The sequence below is a fragment of the Phytobacter sp. V91 genome (genome assembly GCF_965644225.1).
Lineage (GTDB): Bacteria > Pseudomonadota > Gammaproteobacteria > Enterobacterales > Enterobacteriaceae > CBFFRJ01.
The window spans coordinates 36612-51497 of sequence record NZ_CBFFRJ010000006.1; the positions used below are offsets into that span (position 1 = coordinate 36612).

Consider the following 14886-nt stretch of genomic DNA (forward strand, 5'->3'; position numbering starts at 1 on the left):
GCTCTTTGATTTTCACTGCTAGTGCGCGCCGCCGCCACCGCCGCCCGCGCCAAATGGCGGTCGGGCAAACCACACCAGCCCCAGCAGCAGCAGGAACACGCCTGCCGACATCCAGAAAATTTCATTAGCAGAGATGATGAGTCCCTGGTTGGTAATTTGCTGGGCTATCCAGCCAGAGGCCTGCTGTTGCGACATCCCCATCCCTTGCAGCTGGTTATACACTTCCTGCGCGTTAGGATTAAACGGGTTCACTGACTCGGTTAATTGCGCATGGTGCATTGATTCCCGGTTTGTCCAAAGCGTAGTGGTAATCGAGGTACCAATTGAGCCTGCCAGGGTTCGCGCAAAGTTCGACAAACTTGAGGCCGCAGCCAGACGTTCCGGCGGTAATCCGGAGAGCGTAATGGTGGTCAGCGGCATAAAGAAGCAGGCTACCGCAAAGCCCTGGATAAACTGCGGCCAGGCTGAGGCGCCAAAGTCCATTCCCGGTTCGAAGGTGTACGCGCGCCAGTAAAAGCAGACGGCATACATGATAAAGCTGAAGGTCACCAGTCGGCGCATATCCAGCTTATGGGCAAAGCGACCAATAATGGGCGACAGCAGTACCGGGATTACCCCGACAGGCGCGGATGCCAGCCCCGCCCAGGTGGCCGTGTAGCCATAGACCTCCTGCAGGAGCTGCGGCAGCAGAACAATCGCGCCGAAGTAGAGCATGTAGGCAAGGCTGATACACAGGCAGCCGATGGTGAAGTTTCGCGACTTAAAGAGCGATAAATCGACGATCGGGTTATCGTCGGTCAGCTCCCAGACAATCAGGAAACATATCGACACCACTGCCACTACCGTCAGGATGATGATTTCCCGCGAGTTGAACCAGTCCAGCTCCTTACCCTGGTCGAGCATCACCTGCAGGCTACCAATCCCGATGACCAGCAGCGCCAGGCCCACGCCATCAATACGCCGTTGTTCGGTACGGGTTTCACGCCCACGCAACGATTGCAGCGTCAGCGCCACCACCAGAATGCCAATCGGCACGTTGATGAAGAAGATCCAGCCCCAGTGGTAGTTATCGCTGATATACCCGCCCAGTATCGGGCCGCAAATTGGCGCAACGATAACGGTCATCGACCACAGCGCCAGCGCGATAGAACGCTTCGCCGGAGGATAGTTATTCAGCAGCAGACTTTGCGACAACGGGATAAGCGGCCCGGCAACAATCCCCTGAATGACGCGAAAGAAGATAAGCATGCTCAGGCTGTTCGACATGCCGCAGGCCCAGGAGGCAATCGCAAAGGCAATTGTTGACCAGAGGAACAGTTTGACTTCACCGACCCGCTTTGCCAGCCAGCCGGTTATCGGAATCGAGATAGCGTTCGCCACCCCGAAAGAGGTGATAACCCAGGTTCCCTGGCTCAGGGACGAGCCAAGGTTGCCGGCAATAGTCGGGATGGCGACGTTAGCGATGGTGGAGTCCAGCACCTGCATAAAGGTCGCCAGTGAAAGCGCGATGGTCATAATAACCAGTTGCGCGCCTTCCAGCGGTTTTCTCTGTTGCATCTGCACCTCAGATTAACCCGCGTTGGCCTTGATGATCTCTTCGATAAGCCGGTTAGCTGGCTCAAGGTTAAGCTCACGCGCGTTACTTTCGTAAGCCGGGCTAGTGCGAACCTGACTTGCCAGCACCTGACCATCACGCTGAGTGGTATCGACAGTCACCAGAGAAGAGAGACCGATACGCAGCGGATGTTCGCTCAGCTGTTTTTCATCCAGTTCGATACGAACGGGTAAGCGCTGAACCACTTTGATCCAGTTGCCGGTGGCATTCTGCGCAGGCAACAGCGAGAAGGCGCTGCCTGTTCCCATATCCAGACCCACCACTTTGCCGGTGTACTTGACGTCATCGCCGTAAATATCGCTGATGACGGTCGCGCTCTGGCCAATACGCATATGCGCCAGTTGGGTCTCTTTAAAGTTGGCATCTACCCACAAACCGGTTGCCGGAACCACGGCCATCAGGGCAGTAGTCGGACTGATCTGCGCGCCTGGCTGAACGGCTCGACGAGACACATAGCCGGTAATCGGGCTGACGATTTTGGTTCGTTGCAGGGCAAGCCAGGCGTTACGCACTTCTGCTGCCGCTTGTTTTACCGCGGGCTGATCTTCCAGGCAGGTATCCATAATCATCGCCTGATTGGCGTTGTACTGTTGGATAGCGACATCCAGTTGCGCCTGCGCGCTGGTGACGGCATCACGGGCGTGTTGCAGCTCTTCACGGCCAATCAGGTTGGCGCTACCGAGCGGCACGCGACGGTTAAAGTCGGTCTGGGCCTGAGAAAGCGCTGTTTTTTGCAGCTCAATACTGGCCTGAAGTTGCTTACTGTTGATCATTAACTGGCGGGTTTGACGTACGCTGGAGGCCAGAGCCGTCTGCGCTTTTTCAAACGCCTGCTGGGCATCGGTGGCGTCCAGCGTCACCAGTACATCACCCTGTTTCACGAAGTCGGTATTGTCAGCCCAGACTTTGGTCACGCTGCCGGATACCTGCGCCATGATTTGAACCTGATTCCCTGCCACGTACGCATCATCTGTTTCTTCATAATGACGCAGTACCAAAAACCAATAGATCCCATATGCCACGGCAATAACAATAAAGAGCAAGGTCAGCAGAAGAAGGGTACTTTTACGTTTGCCTTTCTTTTTGACCGGTTGCTGCGGGGTTTGACTCTCCGCATTTGCGCTCATGTTTTTCTCCACGATCTTATTTTTTATTATCGGCACTGGCCGACCTGTTTTGTCAGACAGGTTAGCACCGCTTTGCGATGTGCCAGCCTGTCAGCATGCTTTTTATCAATCTGGATGGTCGAGCGAATTCGGCGTTAGCGTAGCGCCTCAAGAATGGCACCGTCTTCGTCCATCTGATCAAGACGTGTAAGGAGCTTACGGGTGATGTTCTCGAGCTGGCCTTTCTCTTCAGGGCTCAGAGAAGACCAGAGTTGATGCAGGCAGTTATGCTGAGGTGGTAACACCTGACGCAGAAATTCGTGACCTTTGTCCGTCAGCTGCAGGTGCAGGCAGCGGCGATCATTGTTGCTTTCACGGCGTTCGATCCAGCCGCGTTTTTCCAGTTCATCAGCAATACGTGTGGCGTTGGTGCGTGAAGATCCCAGCGCACTACTCAGCTCAGAAGGCTGGATACTGTGGTTTTCCTGAGACTCTAACGTTATCAACGCCATAAACAGAGTTTCGTTAATCCCTTGAGCTTTCAGCATCTTATTACGGTTTTCCAGCAGTTTTCCCTGCATGTGCATGCACAGGCGAGTCAGCAGAATTTCCTGGAAAGGGAAATCCTCATAGCGGCTGGCGCGGAATTTTAGCATTTGTTCAATGGGGGTAAACGAACTATCCATTTGGGTATAACCTCATTAATTGCAGTCGATATAGTAACGACAGTGATAAATAAAGTAAATGCATTATTTGGGTGAATACATTTGCTTTACTTATGAAACTGTCAGCAGTTTCCAGGCGATTCCGTAAGCGAAGGCACTGAGTAACGTCGGCACGATAATGCTGCGAGTTTTCCAGAAACTCAGGCCCAGAACAGCGAAGCCAATAACGGTTGGCAGCAGTCGGCGGCTGTCGTGTATCACTTCCGGAGCGGTTGAAACCACCAGCAAAGCACAGATAGAAGCGATGCCGATGGTGTCGAGTAAAACGCCAGTAATGCCACGTCTTGTCGGGCGTGACTGCCCGTCGCGCAGGCGCAAGGGGAGATAGCGGAACAGATAATTAACGGTGCCAACCAGCAGACCAAGGATCAGAACCTCACTACGCATCGGGCGCTCCCTGCCAGAAGGCCTGCACCAGTGCTGTCAGGCAACCGAAAAAAATGCCCGCCAGAATAGCGACAGGGATGGAGAACAGCGTGACGCCCGCCAGCGCGCCTGCCAGCGAAGCGGTGACGCTCAGGCTCTGGTTACCTCTGAAGGAGGCCAGCAGGAAACTCATAAACAAGGCCGGGAGCATAAATCCCAGTGCGGATTCCACCGCCGGGTAACCCTCAAGCAGACCATTGCCCGAGTATGCTCCGAGAAGGGTTCCCGCCACCCAGGAGAGCCATGAGCAAAGGGCTATCCCCAGCATCCAGTTTTCGCTCCAGCGACGATTGTCGCGCACCAGCTTAGCGGTGGCGGCAGCAAAGACTTCGTCGGTAAGGCCAAATGCCCAGAGCGCGGTTTTGGATTTCTGCAACGGTTGTAGAATGCGACTGCGTAAAGAGGGGCCATACAGCACATGACGGACATCCATTGCCATCACGGTGAAAGCGGCTATCCATAACGAACTGCCTGCGGCAAGCATGGCGGTTATGACAAACTGACTGGCGCCTGCGTAAATGATGCAGGAAAAAAAGAGACTCTCAAGCGGGGTAAACCCGAGCCTGGTGGCGTTAAGTCCGAAGGCAAAAGCGACAGGAACGTAACTTAATACGATGGGCAAACTGTCTTTGAAACCTTCCAGAAATGTCGCACAAGAGACGGGAGCTGAGTCCGTTGTTGTGGTTGAACTATCCATAGTCTGTGTGAAATATCACCCACGTTAAAATCACCGGGATAAATAGTATCTTAACCTTAACAGACTCCGGGGCACCTTAACACCCCGGTTTTTTGGTGGCAGCCTGGACGTTGACGCGATTTTATTCTGCGATTTGCTGACGATGATAACCTCGCCACCACACCAGCAGGTTAAGGGCCGCGAAGCTGCCGCCGGCAATACTGACCCCCGTCCAACCCGCGTGCTGCCAGGCTGAAGCGGAAATTAACGATCCCGCCGCCCCCCCAATAAAGTAGCTGGTCATGTAACCGGCCGTCAGGCGGTTGCGTGCGTCAGGTTTCAGACGATAAATCACCGTCTGGTTAGTGATGTGCACGCCCTGTACGGTCAAATCCAGTACCAGGATCCCGACTATCAGCGCCAGTACTGAGTTCTGCCCGAAGCCGATCGCCAGCCAGGAGATAAACAGCAGCGCCAGGGAGACCGTGGTGGTGAGATGCGCTTTGCCTTTGTCTGCCAGGCCGCCAAAAGGTCGGGCGCCGAGCGCGCCTGCTGCACCCACCAGCCCGAAGAGGCCAATCACCCCTTCGGAGAAATTAAAGGGCGGTGAGGAGAGCAGGAAAGCCATTGAAGTCCACAGGATGCTGAAGTTAGCAAAGGAGAGGCAGCCGAGCAAAGCACGGGTGCGCAGCAATTTCTCTTTGGCAAATAAGGTGAAAATGGACGCCAGCAACTGCGGATAGTTCAGATGCGTATCCTGCTTAACCTTCGGTAAGCCGCGCCATAAAGCCAGCGCCATTACCACCATCAATGCGCTGGCGACCCAGTAAACGGTGCGCCAGCCGCCAAGGCTTGCCAGCAATCCGGCAACCGTGCGGGCCAGCAGGATCCCCAGCAGCAGGCCGCTCATAATGGTGCCAATGACTTTACCGCGTTTTTCCGGCGCGGCGAGGGTGGCGGCCAGCGGAACCAGAATTTGGGCGACGACAGAAAAAAGCCCAGTCAGGGCGGTCCCGAGGATCATCATCCACAGTGACGAACTGCTGGCGGTAATCAGCATGCCACCGGCGGCAAGCAGGGTCATGGAGACGATAAGCCGTCGGCGTTCAAACATATCCCCGAGTGGAACCAAAAACAGCAGGCCAGCGGCATAGCCAAGCTGGGCGGCGGTAACAATAAATCCGGCCTGATTCGGTGAGAGCGCAAAGGCGCGTGCAATGGTATCGAGCAGGGGCTGGGCGTAGTAGTTACTGGCAACCGATAACCCGGTGGCAAGCGACATCAGCGCAATCAGCGCCGGGCTAAGTCCTTGATGTGTTTTGGTCATTGTTATCTGAATGATTCGTTAGCTGATTATTTTTACAGGAATCAATAATAACCAATGAAGGGAGGAATGTGAGGGCGATCGCGTGTCGGATAGTGCGGTTAAGAATTTGTGTGGTTTAGGTTTCGTGCGGTTTGATGCCCTCACCCCGGCCCTCTCCCACGGGAGAGGGAGAAAACCATGTGAGGGTGAGGGGAAAGGGCGGCTACCCGTACTCTTACTTCTGTGCTGCCAGGGCGTCTTTCACCCAGGCGTCAAACTGCTGCTGGTGGGCTTTGATCCAGCCATCAACATGGCCCTGGATATCCGCTTCGGAGGCATGACCGGCATGCATCATGGCATTCTGCGCATTGATATCGGCAATCGGCAGCTTCATCTCAGAGAACAGCTTCGCCGCCGCCGGGTTTTTCTCCGCCCAGGCTTTGTTGGCAACGATATGCATGGTGTTCACCGGGAAGCCATAGTTCATGCCGTTAGACAGTTTGGTGTCGATATCTTTTTGTTCACCCGGCAGGGATGAGAACGGCACCTGCAACCAGACCACATCTTTACCCGGCTTGAGCACATCGCTCACCCAGTAAGGCGTCCAGGTGTAATAGAGAACGGGTTTGCCTTCCTTGAAGCGGGTGATGGTGTCCGCCATCATTGCGGCGTAGTTACCCTGGTTATGGACCAGGGTATTACCCAGACCATAAGCCTCAATCTGGTGATTAATCACCGCTTCACAGCCCCAGCCGGGCGTACAACCGGTCAGATCGGCTTTACCATCATTGTTGGTGTCGAACAGTTTGGCTATTTTCGGATCTTTGAGCTGATCGATACTCTTGATGTTGTACTGCTCTGCGGTTTTTTTATCGATCAGATAGCCCTGGGCCGCGCCCGTGACAAAAGTACCCGCGCGATAGAACTTCTGATCGCCACCGGCTGCGGCGTACATATCGTCATGCAGCGGCTTCCAGTTGACGGCGGTGAAGGTCACGTCGCCGGCGGCCATTGAGGTGTAGCCAACGTTGTAGTCCACTTCGCTTGGCTTATTGACGGTATAGCCCAGTTTTTCCAGCGCCCGACTGACCAGCAGGGTCTGGAAGGCTTCTTCAGAGATGGTGCTCTGGAAGGGTTGCACGGTAATGCCTTTGCCGGGCAGATCGGCCGCAATGGCGCTGGTGGAGACAAGGGTAGCAAACGCTGTGGCAAGAAGGATGGTATGTCGCATCGTTGTTATTCCTTAGTTGAAGTCCTTCATACTTCGCGCTGCAGGTGTGTTGACGTCCTCGTTCACCCCAGTCACTTACTTCAGTAAGCTCCCGGGGATTCACTGCGGCGTCGCCTTCCTGCAACGTGAATTATTTTGGGCTAAGAAGTGAGTGTTAATCGTTACTTAATGAACGGGCGCGTGATGAGCCCAAGTGGACCGGAGCTGTACCAGCGGCGATTCCCGCGACTGCGTGCGTCGCGGCCCATCGCCTGCGTCAGGCGGTCGAGGATGATGGCGAGAATAACGATCCCCACACCACCGACGGTTGCCAGTCCCATATCGAGACGGCCTATACCGCGAAGTACCATCTGGCCAAGCCCGCCGACGGCGATCATCGATGCGATCACTACCATGGAGAGGGCAAGCATAAGCGTCTGGTTGATCCCCGCCATAATGGTGGGCATGGCCAGTGGTAGCTGTACTTTAAACAACATCTGACGCGGGCTGGCGCCAAATGAACGTGAGGCTTCAATCAGATCCGCAGGCACCTGATTAATCCCAAGGATTGTCAGACGAACCACCGGCGGCAGGGCGAAGATAATGGTGACCACCACGCCAGGCACGTTACCGATACCAAACAGCATCACAATCGGCACCAGATAGACGAACGCCGGGGTTGTCTGCATGGCGTCGAGCAGTGGGCGGATAATCTTCGCTGCCCGTTGGCTGCGCGCCAGCCAGATCCCAAGCGGCAGGCCGATGATGATGCAAAACAGCAGGGCCGTCAGCACCAGCGCCAGGGTAACCATCGCCTGCGACCAGGCACCGATCGCGCCGATGGCAATCAGAGAGACAAGGGTTGCAACCCCCATTCCGGCACTGCTTATCTGCCAGGCAATCAGCGAGAAGACGATGATGGCAACTGGCGCAGGCATTCCCAGCAACAACTGCTGGAAAGCACTGAGGATGTAATCCACCGGAACCCTGATGCCCTGGAAAACCGGACGGAAGTGGGTCACAACCCAGTCGATGCCGTTGGTGACCCAGCTATCGAGCGGGATCAGGGTTTTATGAAACGGATCCAGAATATTAAAATGCTCGGGCGCAGGTGCTGGCGCATTGGTCAGCCAGTCGGCACCGCCGCCGTCGGTAGGGGCTGGCGCAGCAGATGAGCCCCAGGCATCAGCCGACTGTGCGGCGCTGTCGGTCGCCGGAGCGCTTTCCCATGGATTATTTTGATCAGCCATTGTTTGTCACCTCGCGATCTAAAGCCTGAAGCAGCATCCGTTTAGAGATGATGCCCACGTACTGTTGTTCCTCACCCACCACCGGCACTGCACAAGGCGCCTGGCCGACATGAGAGAGCAACTCGCTGAGCGGCGTTTCCGCCTCCACCGCAAGCGGGGAGTCAATTAACGCCGCATCGATTCCCTGATTCTCAGCAAGCGCCGTCTTCAGGGAGTCGATGGAGACAATACCGACAAATTTATTACCACGTTCAATCACATAACCGTATTCACGGTCTTCATCCTGCAACAGCTTCAACGCAGAACGCGGGCCAAAGCCAGGTGTTTTACGGATCAGACCTACCGGCGTCCGGCGGGCGATATCTTTGGCGCTAAACACCTGGCTAATATCTACGCCGCGGAAGAAGGTGCGCACATAATCATTGGCCGGATTATTCAGTATTTCATCCGGCGTACCGACCTGCACCACCTCGCCATTTTGCATAATGGCAATCCGGTCGCCAATTCGCATGGCTTCGTCCAGGTCGTGGGAAATAAAGACCACGGTGCGTTGATGGCGGGATTGTAATTTCACCAGCTCATCCTGCATCTCGGTACGAATTAATGGATCAAGTGCTGAGAAGGCCTCATCCATTAATAAGATATCGGGATTAATAGCTAATGCGCGCGCCAGACCAACACGCTGGCGCATACCGCCAGAGAGTTCATCCGGGTAAGCATGGGCGTAATTTTCCAGCCCAACCTGACGCAACGCATCCAGCGCTTTTTCCTGGCGCTCACTGGCGTTAGCACCGGCTAATTCCATACCGAAGGCAGTGTTATTTAACACCGTCATATGTGGCATCAGCGCGAATGACTGGAAGACCATCGCTATCTTTTTCCTGCGCACCTCGCGGAGCTCAGCATCTGATATTTTGGCAATATCCACGCCATCAATCAGTACCTGTCCACGGGTGGGTTCAATCAGGCGATTGAGAAGGCGTACCATTGTGGACTTACCCGATCCGGATAATCCCATGATGACAAATATCTCGCCTTCTTCAATGGCCAGACTGGCGTCTTTTACGCCAAGCGATAGCCCTGTTTTTTGCAGAATCTGTTCTTTCGAAAGTCCTTTTTCGATGTATTTGAAAGCGCGCTGTGGATGCTCGCCAAATACTTTATAAAGATTTTTAACTTCTAATTTAATTGCCATGCAATAGTGTTTTTCCTGTTATTTATTTATATCGATAAGTTACCTGAATCGAATAATTGACGAGACATACCCTAACATACTGAGATTCTGTGACAACCCTCAGTGTCTATATCTGAGGGGTTTGACAAATTGCTAATCGTCAGAATTTCCCATGATATAAGGGCTGGGCACGGTTTAAATTTTTATGTGATTTTTCTGCAATGGCCGGAAAATTTAATGAATTATTGCAGTGATTCAGGGAAATATGACCAGCGAATGACGGTGAAAATATTGCCAGAGAGTTGCAGGATCCCCGGCGATTATATTGAGGGTATTTCCGATATTTCCCCTTGATTAATTTGCGTCAGCAGTTGGTGTTTCGCCCAGGCCACTCTGGGCTGGCGCAGTGATGCAGGCATCCAGATAAGGTTGTAGGTGATGGTGGTATTGTCCACCGGGGCTGGGAGCTGCACCAGTTCGCCGCGTTTGAGCTGCTCAGTGCACAGGTACTCCGGTAACACTGTCCAGCCAAACCCTTTGGTCAGCAAGGTTCTGAGGGCGCGCAGATCCTGGCCGACGGCGGCGGGGAGTGTTTCTGTGGGAGCAATGCGATTTTTCGCCATCCAGTTATCAATCAGCGACAGCTCCAGATTGTAGGCGAGCAGCGGCTCCGCGCTCAGTCCCTGGGTTAGCGGGCCGGTGTTTATCAGACGATGAGCAACCGCCGGGCTGGCCACTGCCAGTACGTTGTCGGTATAAATCACGTCACTTTTCAGGCGTGGGTCGGTGACCGGATGAGCTGAAATGCCCAGATCGCAATGTCCTTCCAGCAGCATCTGAATAACCAGCGGGCCATCTCCGGTGTGCATGCGCACCTGCACATCGGCTTCCAGCAGCGGCACCAGTCCTTCGGGCAGTTTTTCCGCCATAAAATCGGCGTGGCCGATTATCTGTAACGTACCGGCAATGCCCGATGAACGTGCGCGCGCGGTAGCCAGCGCCGCTTCTGCGGCATCGAGTTTGTTCCCGATATCGGCAGCAAGCTCATCGGCAGCAGCAGTGGGGGTCACACCCTGGGTCTGGCGCTCAAAAAGCGGTTTTCCTACCGCAGTTTCCAACCCGGAAATATGTTGCGAGACCGCAGGCTGCGTCAGGTGAAGCGCTTTGGCTGCGGAAGTAATGGACCCCTGGCGGTAAACCTCAATAAATGTTCTAAGTCTAATCAACGACATATATGACCCATAAATATATTTATGACCCTGTAAAAATAGCGTTGTTAGTGTCTGAATGCCAGATCTGTCAGGCTTTATTCATCGCAATGAACCCTGGAATTTAACAATGTCAGACACAATAAAAGCGGCGTTACAGGGCCGCCTTGAGACCATGAAAACCGCACAGTTGCAGGCCGGCCCTGCCAGCGCGGCGCTGCGTCAGGATCGCCTGCTGCGTTCGGCAAAACTGATAACGGATAATCATCGGATGATTAGCGAAGCGCTCAGCCAGGATTTCGGCCATCGCAGCGAGTATCAGTCCCTTATCGCGGATATGGCGACGACGGTAACCATGCTGCGTCATTCCGCTGAGAACGTCAGCGAGTGGATGCAGCCGGAGTCCGTTGAGGCGCCATACCCTGGCATGCAGGCGTGGATTGAGCCACAGGCCAAAGGGGTGGTCGGCATTATCAGCCCGTGGAATTTCCCCATCAATCTGGCGTTCGGGCCGCTGGCGGGGGTATTTGCCGCGGGCAATACCGCCATGCTTAAACCCTCTGAGCTGACGCCGCATACTTCAGCCCTGCTGGCGCGTCTGATTGCGCAGTACTTCAGCCCGGATGAGCTGAGCGTGGTGCTGGGGGATGCCGACGTTGGTCAGGCCTTCAGCGGTCTGCCATTCGACCATCTGGTCTTTACCGGTAGCTCCACCGTCGGTAAACACGTGATGCGTGCGGCGGCGGAAAACCTGGTACCCGTCACGCTGGAACTGGGGGGCAAATCGCCGGTGGTTATCGATAAAGATGCTGATATTGCGCAGGCCATCGAGAGAACGCTGACGGTCAAAACCTTTAATGCCGGGCAGATCTGCCTTTCGCCTGATTATCTGCTGGTTGCTGAGGAAAGCGTTCCGGCGGTGGTCGAGGCGGCGAAGGTCTTTATGGCCAACAGCTTCCCCGCCATTCAGGCGAATCCGGACTACACCGCCATCATCAGCCCGCGCCATTTTGAGCGCCTGGTGATGCTGCTCGATGATGCACGGCGCAAAGGGGCCACCCTCATCAGCCTGGCGCCTGAAGGCGAAGCGGTTTTCGATGCGGCCACGCGCAAAATTGCGCCTCATCTGGTGCTCGATGTGAATGACAACATGCTGATCATGCAGGAAGAGATTTTTGGTCCGCTGCTGCCGGTTAAAACCTACACCACCGGTGATGAGGCAATCGCATGGATTAATGCCGGGCCGCGTCCGCTGGCGGCGTATTACTTCGGTAACGATACGGCCCGCCAGGCGCACTTTATCGCCAGTACGACCTCCGGTGCGGTGGTCATTAATGACGTAATGACCCATGCCTCTATCGACAGTCTGCCCTTTGGTGGCGTGGGCGCATCGGGTATGGGGGCGTATCACGGCATCCATGGCTTCAGAAGCTTTAGCCATCACAAACCGATTGTGGTGCAGAGCGCGGAAGGGACGTCAAACCTGAGACTACGCGCGCCTTATCAGGACAAAAAAGCGGCTATTGAGACATTTTTGCAAAGCTGATTCAGACCGCTAACAACATCGACATGATTCGCAGGAGAAAACAATGAAAGTATTAATGGTACTGACATCCCACAGTGAACTGGGTAATACCGGCAACAAAACCGGCTTCTGGCTGGAGGAATTTGCAGCCCCTTATTATGCGTTCAAAGATGCGGGGGCTGAAGTGGTGCTGGTATCTCCGGCGGGCGGCCAGCCGCCGCTGGATCCAAAAAGTGACTTAGCGGATTTCCAGACCGAAATGACGTATCGGTTCAAAGCCGACCCCGCAGCACAATATGCGCTTGCTCACACTTTGAAGCTGGATACAGTGCGTCAGGAAGAGTTTGATACCCTGTTCTATCCGGGTGGTCACGGCCCGCTTTGGGATCTGGCTGAGTCAGCGGACTCAATTGCGCTGATTGAGGCCTTTGAGCGCGCTGACAAACCCATCGGCTTCGTCTGCCACGCCCCTGGCGTGCTGCGCCACGTGAAAGCCGCATCGGGGGAGGCGCTGATCAAAGGCCGCAGAGTGACCGGTTTTACCAACGGTGAAGAGGCCGATGTGGCGTTGACCGACATCGTCCCTTTCCTGATTGAAGATGAGTTTATTGCTCTGGGTGCTGACTACCAGAAGGGTCCGAACTGGGCGCCGTTCATCGTTGAAGACGGAAAACTCATTACCGGCCAGAACCCCGCCAGCTCCGAAGGCGTGGCAAAAGCCTTACTCGCGATACTGCGTTGATAACTCTTCCGGCCATGACGTAAAGGTGCGTAATGGCCGGTTTTTGTAATTCAATCCGGAGATGTGATGAACGCAATTATTGATCTGTTTAATGACCATAAAAGCGAGCGTAGCTTTACTGATAAAGCCATTGATGACGCCACGCTTGAACGTATTATCAGCACGGCCTGGCGGGCGCCGACTTCCGTGCATTCCCAGCAGGTTTCCGTGGTGGTAACGCGCGATGCGCAGATGCGCGCAAAGATTTCTCAGATTGCGGGTGGTCAGCCGTGGATCGCCAAAGCCCCGGTATTCGTCACCTTTGTACTGGATATGCATAAAACCCGGACCGGGATGGCCTTAGCCGGCAATGAGCAGGTGGCGCATCAAAGCATCGAAAGCATTGTTGCAGGGGCGACCGACGTAGGAATTGCGCTGGGCTCGGTGATGGCGGCGGCCCGCTCTGAAGGTCTGAGCATTGTGCCGATTGGCGGCATCCGTCTGAAGCCACTGGAGCTGATCGCGCTGCTGGATTTGCCTGAACATACTTTCCCGGTTGCGGGTGTGGTCATCGGCCACGTCGATGTTCCCTCTCACCATAAGCCGCGTCTGCCGCTCGACACCTTCCGTCACGATGAAACCTACAAGACGGCGGGACTGGAAGAGAAAATTACCCGTTACAACCAGCAAATGACCGAACACTGGCAGGCAACAGGCCGCACCGACGGTGATACCTGGAGCGCAAGCGTCAGCGGTTATTATCAGCATATCTATTTCCCTGACGTACTGCCCGCTATCTTAAAGCAGGGCTTCGGCGTCGATAAATAACCACCGGCGCGCCGTCTTTTTGCAGGCAGAAATCCCTGGAAATGATGCCTGCACGGACAGTCCCCTCGCCCCTGCGGGAGATGGCCGGGGCGAGGGGAAAAATGCCGCTCTGATGGTTATTCCGCGCATCGCCCGGGGGAATGATGTTAAAAATTCCAGTCCTCGTCTTCTGTCTCGACGGCTTTGCCCATCACATAGGATGAACCGGAGCCTGAGAAGAAGTCATGGTTTTCATCGGATCCTGGGGAGAGTGCGGCGAGGATCGTCGGATTTACCGTCGCCATTTCAGCCGGGAACAGCGGCTCATAGCCAAGGTTCATCAGCGCCTTGTTGGCGTTGTAGCACAGGAAAGCTTTTACATCCTCCTCCCAGCCAGAACCGGCGTACAGATCCTCGGTATAGGTTACCTCGTTATCATAGAGATCCATCATCAATTCCAGCGCGAAATTCTTCAGTTCTTCACGCTTCTCATTGCTGATTTTTTCCAGCCCTTTCTGATACTTATATCCAATGTAATAGCCATGTACCGCTTCGTCGCGAATGATTAGACGGATAAGGTCAGCGGTATTGGTCAGCTTGCCGCGACTTGACCAGTGCATCGGTAGCCAGAAGCCGGAATAGAATAAAAATGACTCCAGAAAAACGCTGGCGATTTTCTTTTTCAGCGGATCTTCAGCACGGTAATACTCAAGGATCAGCTGCGCTTTACGCTGCAACGCGCTGTTCTCTTCGCTCCAGGCATAGGCGGCATCCACGTCTTTGGTCTGGCAAAGCGTTGAGAAAATGGAGCTGTACGAACGGGCATGCACCGCCTCCATAAAGCTGACATTCGACAGTACCGCTTCTTCATGCGGCGTCAGGGCATCGGCCATAAGGGTCGGCGCGCCGACGGTATTCTGAATGGTGTCCAGCAATGTCAGCCCGGTAAAGACGCGAATGGTCAGCTGTTGCTCCGCAGGCTCCAGCGTCTGCCAGGCCGGGATATCGTTCGACAGCGGCACCTTCTCCGGCAGCCAGAAATTGCTGGTCAGGCGATTCCAGACCTCAAGATCTTTATCGTCCTGAATTTTGTTCCAGTTAACTGCGCTAACGCGTGACAGTGGTTTCATCCTCTTC

Annotated in this window: 14 protein-coding genes; 3 read left to right on the forward strand and 11 right to left on the reverse strand. The window is 54.7% G+C overall.

Features of this window, described 5'->3' with window-relative positions; genetic code table 11:
* Positions 1-18: 18 nt before the first annotated feature.
* The 10 genes from emrB to ACSZO4_RS02300 form a co-directional block, all read right to left on the reverse strand.
* A complete protein-coding gene (gene emrB / locus ACSZO4_RS02255; protein ID WP_437887209.1) occupies positions 19-1557 on the reverse strand; it encodes a multidrug efflux MFS transporter permease subunit EmrB in 1539 nt (512 codons plus the stop codon).
* A 12-nt stretch (positions 1558-1569) separates the two neighbouring features.
* Entirely contained in the window at positions 1570-2742 is a 1173-nt protein-coding gene (emrA, locus tag ACSZO4_RS02260) for a multidrug efflux MFS transporter periplasmic adaptor subunit EmrA (protein WP_437887210.1), read from the reverse strand.
* Positions 2743-2876: 134 nt separating this feature from the next.
* The gene (mprA, locus tag ACSZO4_RS02265; RefSeq protein ID WP_437887211.1) at positions 2877-3407 is read right to left on the reverse strand and encodes a transcriptional repressor MprA; all 531 of its coding nucleotides are present in this window, start codon (positions 3405-3407) and stop codon (positions 2877-2879) included.
* Positions 3408-3497: 90 nt separating this feature from the next.
* On the reverse strand, positions 3498-3833 hold the full coding sequence (ygaH, locus tag ACSZO4_RS02270) for an L-valine transporter subunit YgaH (RefSeq protein WP_437887212.1): 336 nt from the start codon (positions 3831-3833) through the stop codon (positions 3498-3500).
* A complete protein-coding gene (locus ACSZO4_RS02275; RefSeq protein WP_437887213.1) occupies positions 3826-4569 on the reverse strand; it encodes an AzlC family ABC transporter permease in 744 nt (247 codons plus the stop codon). The genes ygaH and ACSZO4_RS02275 overlap by 8 nt, the downstream gene beginning before the upstream one ends.
* 121 nt (positions 4570-4690) lie before the next feature.
* Positions 4691-5875, reverse strand: a complete 1185-nt coding sequence (locus ACSZO4_RS02280) for an MFS transporter (RefSeq protein ID WP_437887214.1) — start codon at positions 5873-5875, stop codon at positions 4691-4693.
* A 214-nt stretch (positions 5876-6089) separates the two neighbouring features.
* Entirely contained in the window at positions 6090-7085 is a 996-nt protein-coding gene (gene proX, locus ACSZO4_RS02285; protein WP_437887215.1) for a glycine betaine/L-proline ABC transporter substrate-binding protein ProX, read from the reverse strand.
* 161 nt (positions 7086-7246) lie between these two features.
* Positions 7247-8314, reverse strand: coding sequence for a glycine betaine/L-proline ABC transporter permease ProW (gene proW, locus ACSZO4_RS02290; RefSeq protein ID WP_437887216.1), 1068 nt, complete (start codon positions 8312-8314; stop codon positions 7247-7249).
* On the reverse strand, positions 8307-9509 hold the full coding sequence (proV, locus tag ACSZO4_RS02295; protein WP_437887217.1) for a glycine betaine/L-proline ABC transporter ATP-binding protein ProV: 1203 nt from the start codon (positions 9507-9509) through the stop codon (positions 8307-8309). The genes proW and proV overlap by 8 nt, the downstream gene beginning before the upstream one ends.
* Before the next feature lie 299 nt (positions 9510-9808).
* Positions 9809-10720: a LysR family transcriptional regulator gene (locus ACSZO4_RS02300; RefSeq protein WP_437887218.1), complete on the reverse strand. Its 912-nt coding sequence runs from the start codon at positions 10718-10720 to the stop codon at positions 9809-9811.
* Between the two features lie 106 nt (positions 10721-10826).
* Here ACSZO4_RS02300 and ACSZO4_RS02305 point away from each other — a divergent pair, with 106 nt between their 5' ends.
* The 3 genes from ACSZO4_RS02305 (at position 10827) to ACSZO4_RS02315 (ending at position 13770) form a co-directional block, all read left to right on the forward strand.
* Positions 10827-12242, forward strand: a complete 1416-nt coding sequence (locus tag ACSZO4_RS02305; protein ID WP_437887219.1) for a coniferyl aldehyde dehydrogenase — start codon at positions 10827-10829, stop codon at positions 12240-12242.
* Positions 12243-12285: 43 nt separating this feature from the next.
* Positions 12286-12963 carry a type 1 glutamine amidotransferase domain-containing protein gene (locus tag ACSZO4_RS02310; protein WP_437887220.1) on the forward strand — a complete coding sequence of 226 codons (678 nt, stop codon included), beginning with the start codon at positions 12286-12288 and terminating at the stop codon, positions 12961-12963.
* A 66-nt stretch (positions 12964-13029) separates the two neighbouring features.
* On the forward strand, positions 13030-13770 hold the full coding sequence (locus ACSZO4_RS02315; protein ID WP_437887221.1) for a nitroreductase family protein: 741 nt from the start codon (positions 13030-13032) through the stop codon (positions 13768-13770).
* 146 nt (positions 13771-13916) lie between these two features.
* Here ACSZO4_RS02315 and nrdF read toward each other — a convergent pair whose 3' ends face one another.
* Positions 13917-14879 carry a class 1b ribonucleoside-diphosphate reductase subunit beta gene (gene nrdF, locus ACSZO4_RS02320; RefSeq protein ID WP_437887222.1) on the reverse strand — a complete coding sequence of 321 codons (963 nt, stop codon included), beginning with the start codon at positions 14877-14879 and terminating at the stop codon, positions 13917-13919.
* Positions 14880-14886 lie beyond the last annotated feature (7 nt).

What these genes read in the sequence shown, in the direction of transcription:
- emrB (WP_437887209.1), bottom strand. Translation starts at nt 1,557, where the DNA reads ATGCAACAGAGAAAACCGCTGGAAGGCGCGCAACTGGTTATTATGACC.
- emrA (WP_437887210.1), bottom strand. Translation starts at nt 2,742, where the DNA reads ATGAGCGCAAATGCGGAGAGTCAAACCCCGCAGCAACCGGTCAAAAAG.
- mprA (WP_437887211.1), bottom strand. Translation starts at nt 3,407, where the DNA reads ATGGATAGTTCGTTTACCCCCATTGAACAAATGCTAAAATTCCGCGCC.
- ygaH (WP_437887212.1), bottom strand. Translation starts at nt 3,833, where the DNA reads ATGCGTAGTGAGGTTCTGATCCTTGGTCTGCTGGTTGGCACCGTTAAT.
- ACSZO4_RS02275 (WP_437887213.1), bottom strand. Translation starts at nt 4,569, where the DNA reads ATGGATAGTTCAACCACAACAACGGACTCAGCTCCCGTCTCTTGTGCG.
- ACSZO4_RS02280 (WP_437887214.1), bottom strand. Translation starts at nt 5,875, where the DNA reads ATGACCAAAACACATCAAGGACTTAGCCCGGCGCTGATTGCGCTGATG.
- proX (WP_437887215.1), bottom strand. Translation starts at nt 7,085, where the DNA reads ATGCGACATACCATCCTTCTTGCCACAGCGTTTGCTACCCTTGTCTCC.
- proW (WP_437887216.1), bottom strand. Translation starts at nt 8,314, where the DNA reads ATGGCTGATCAAAATAATCCATGGGAAAGCGCTCCGGCGACCGACAGC.
- proV (WP_437887217.1), bottom strand. Translation starts at nt 9,509, where the DNA reads ATGGCAATTAAATTAGAAGTTAAAAATCTTTATAAAGTATTTGGCGAG.
- ACSZO4_RS02300 (WP_437887218.1), bottom strand. Translation starts at nt 10,720, where the DNA reads ATGTCGTTGATTAGACTTAGAACATTTATTGAGGTTTACCGCCAGGGG.
- ACSZO4_RS02305 (WP_437887219.1), top strand. Translation starts at nt 10,827, where the DNA reads ATGTCAGACACAATAAAAGCGGCGTTACAGGGCCGCCTTGAGACCATG.
- ACSZO4_RS02310 (WP_437887220.1), top strand. Translation starts at nt 12,286, where the DNA reads ATGAAAGTATTAATGGTACTGACATCCCACAGTGAACTGGGTAATACC.
- ACSZO4_RS02315 (WP_437887221.1), top strand. Translation starts at nt 13,030, where the DNA reads ATGAACGCAATTATTGATCTGTTTAATGACCATAAAAGCGAGCGTAGC.
- nrdF (WP_437887222.1), bottom strand. Translation starts at nt 14,879, where the DNA reads ATGAAACCACTGTCACGCGTTAGCGCAGTTAACTGGAACAAAATTCAG.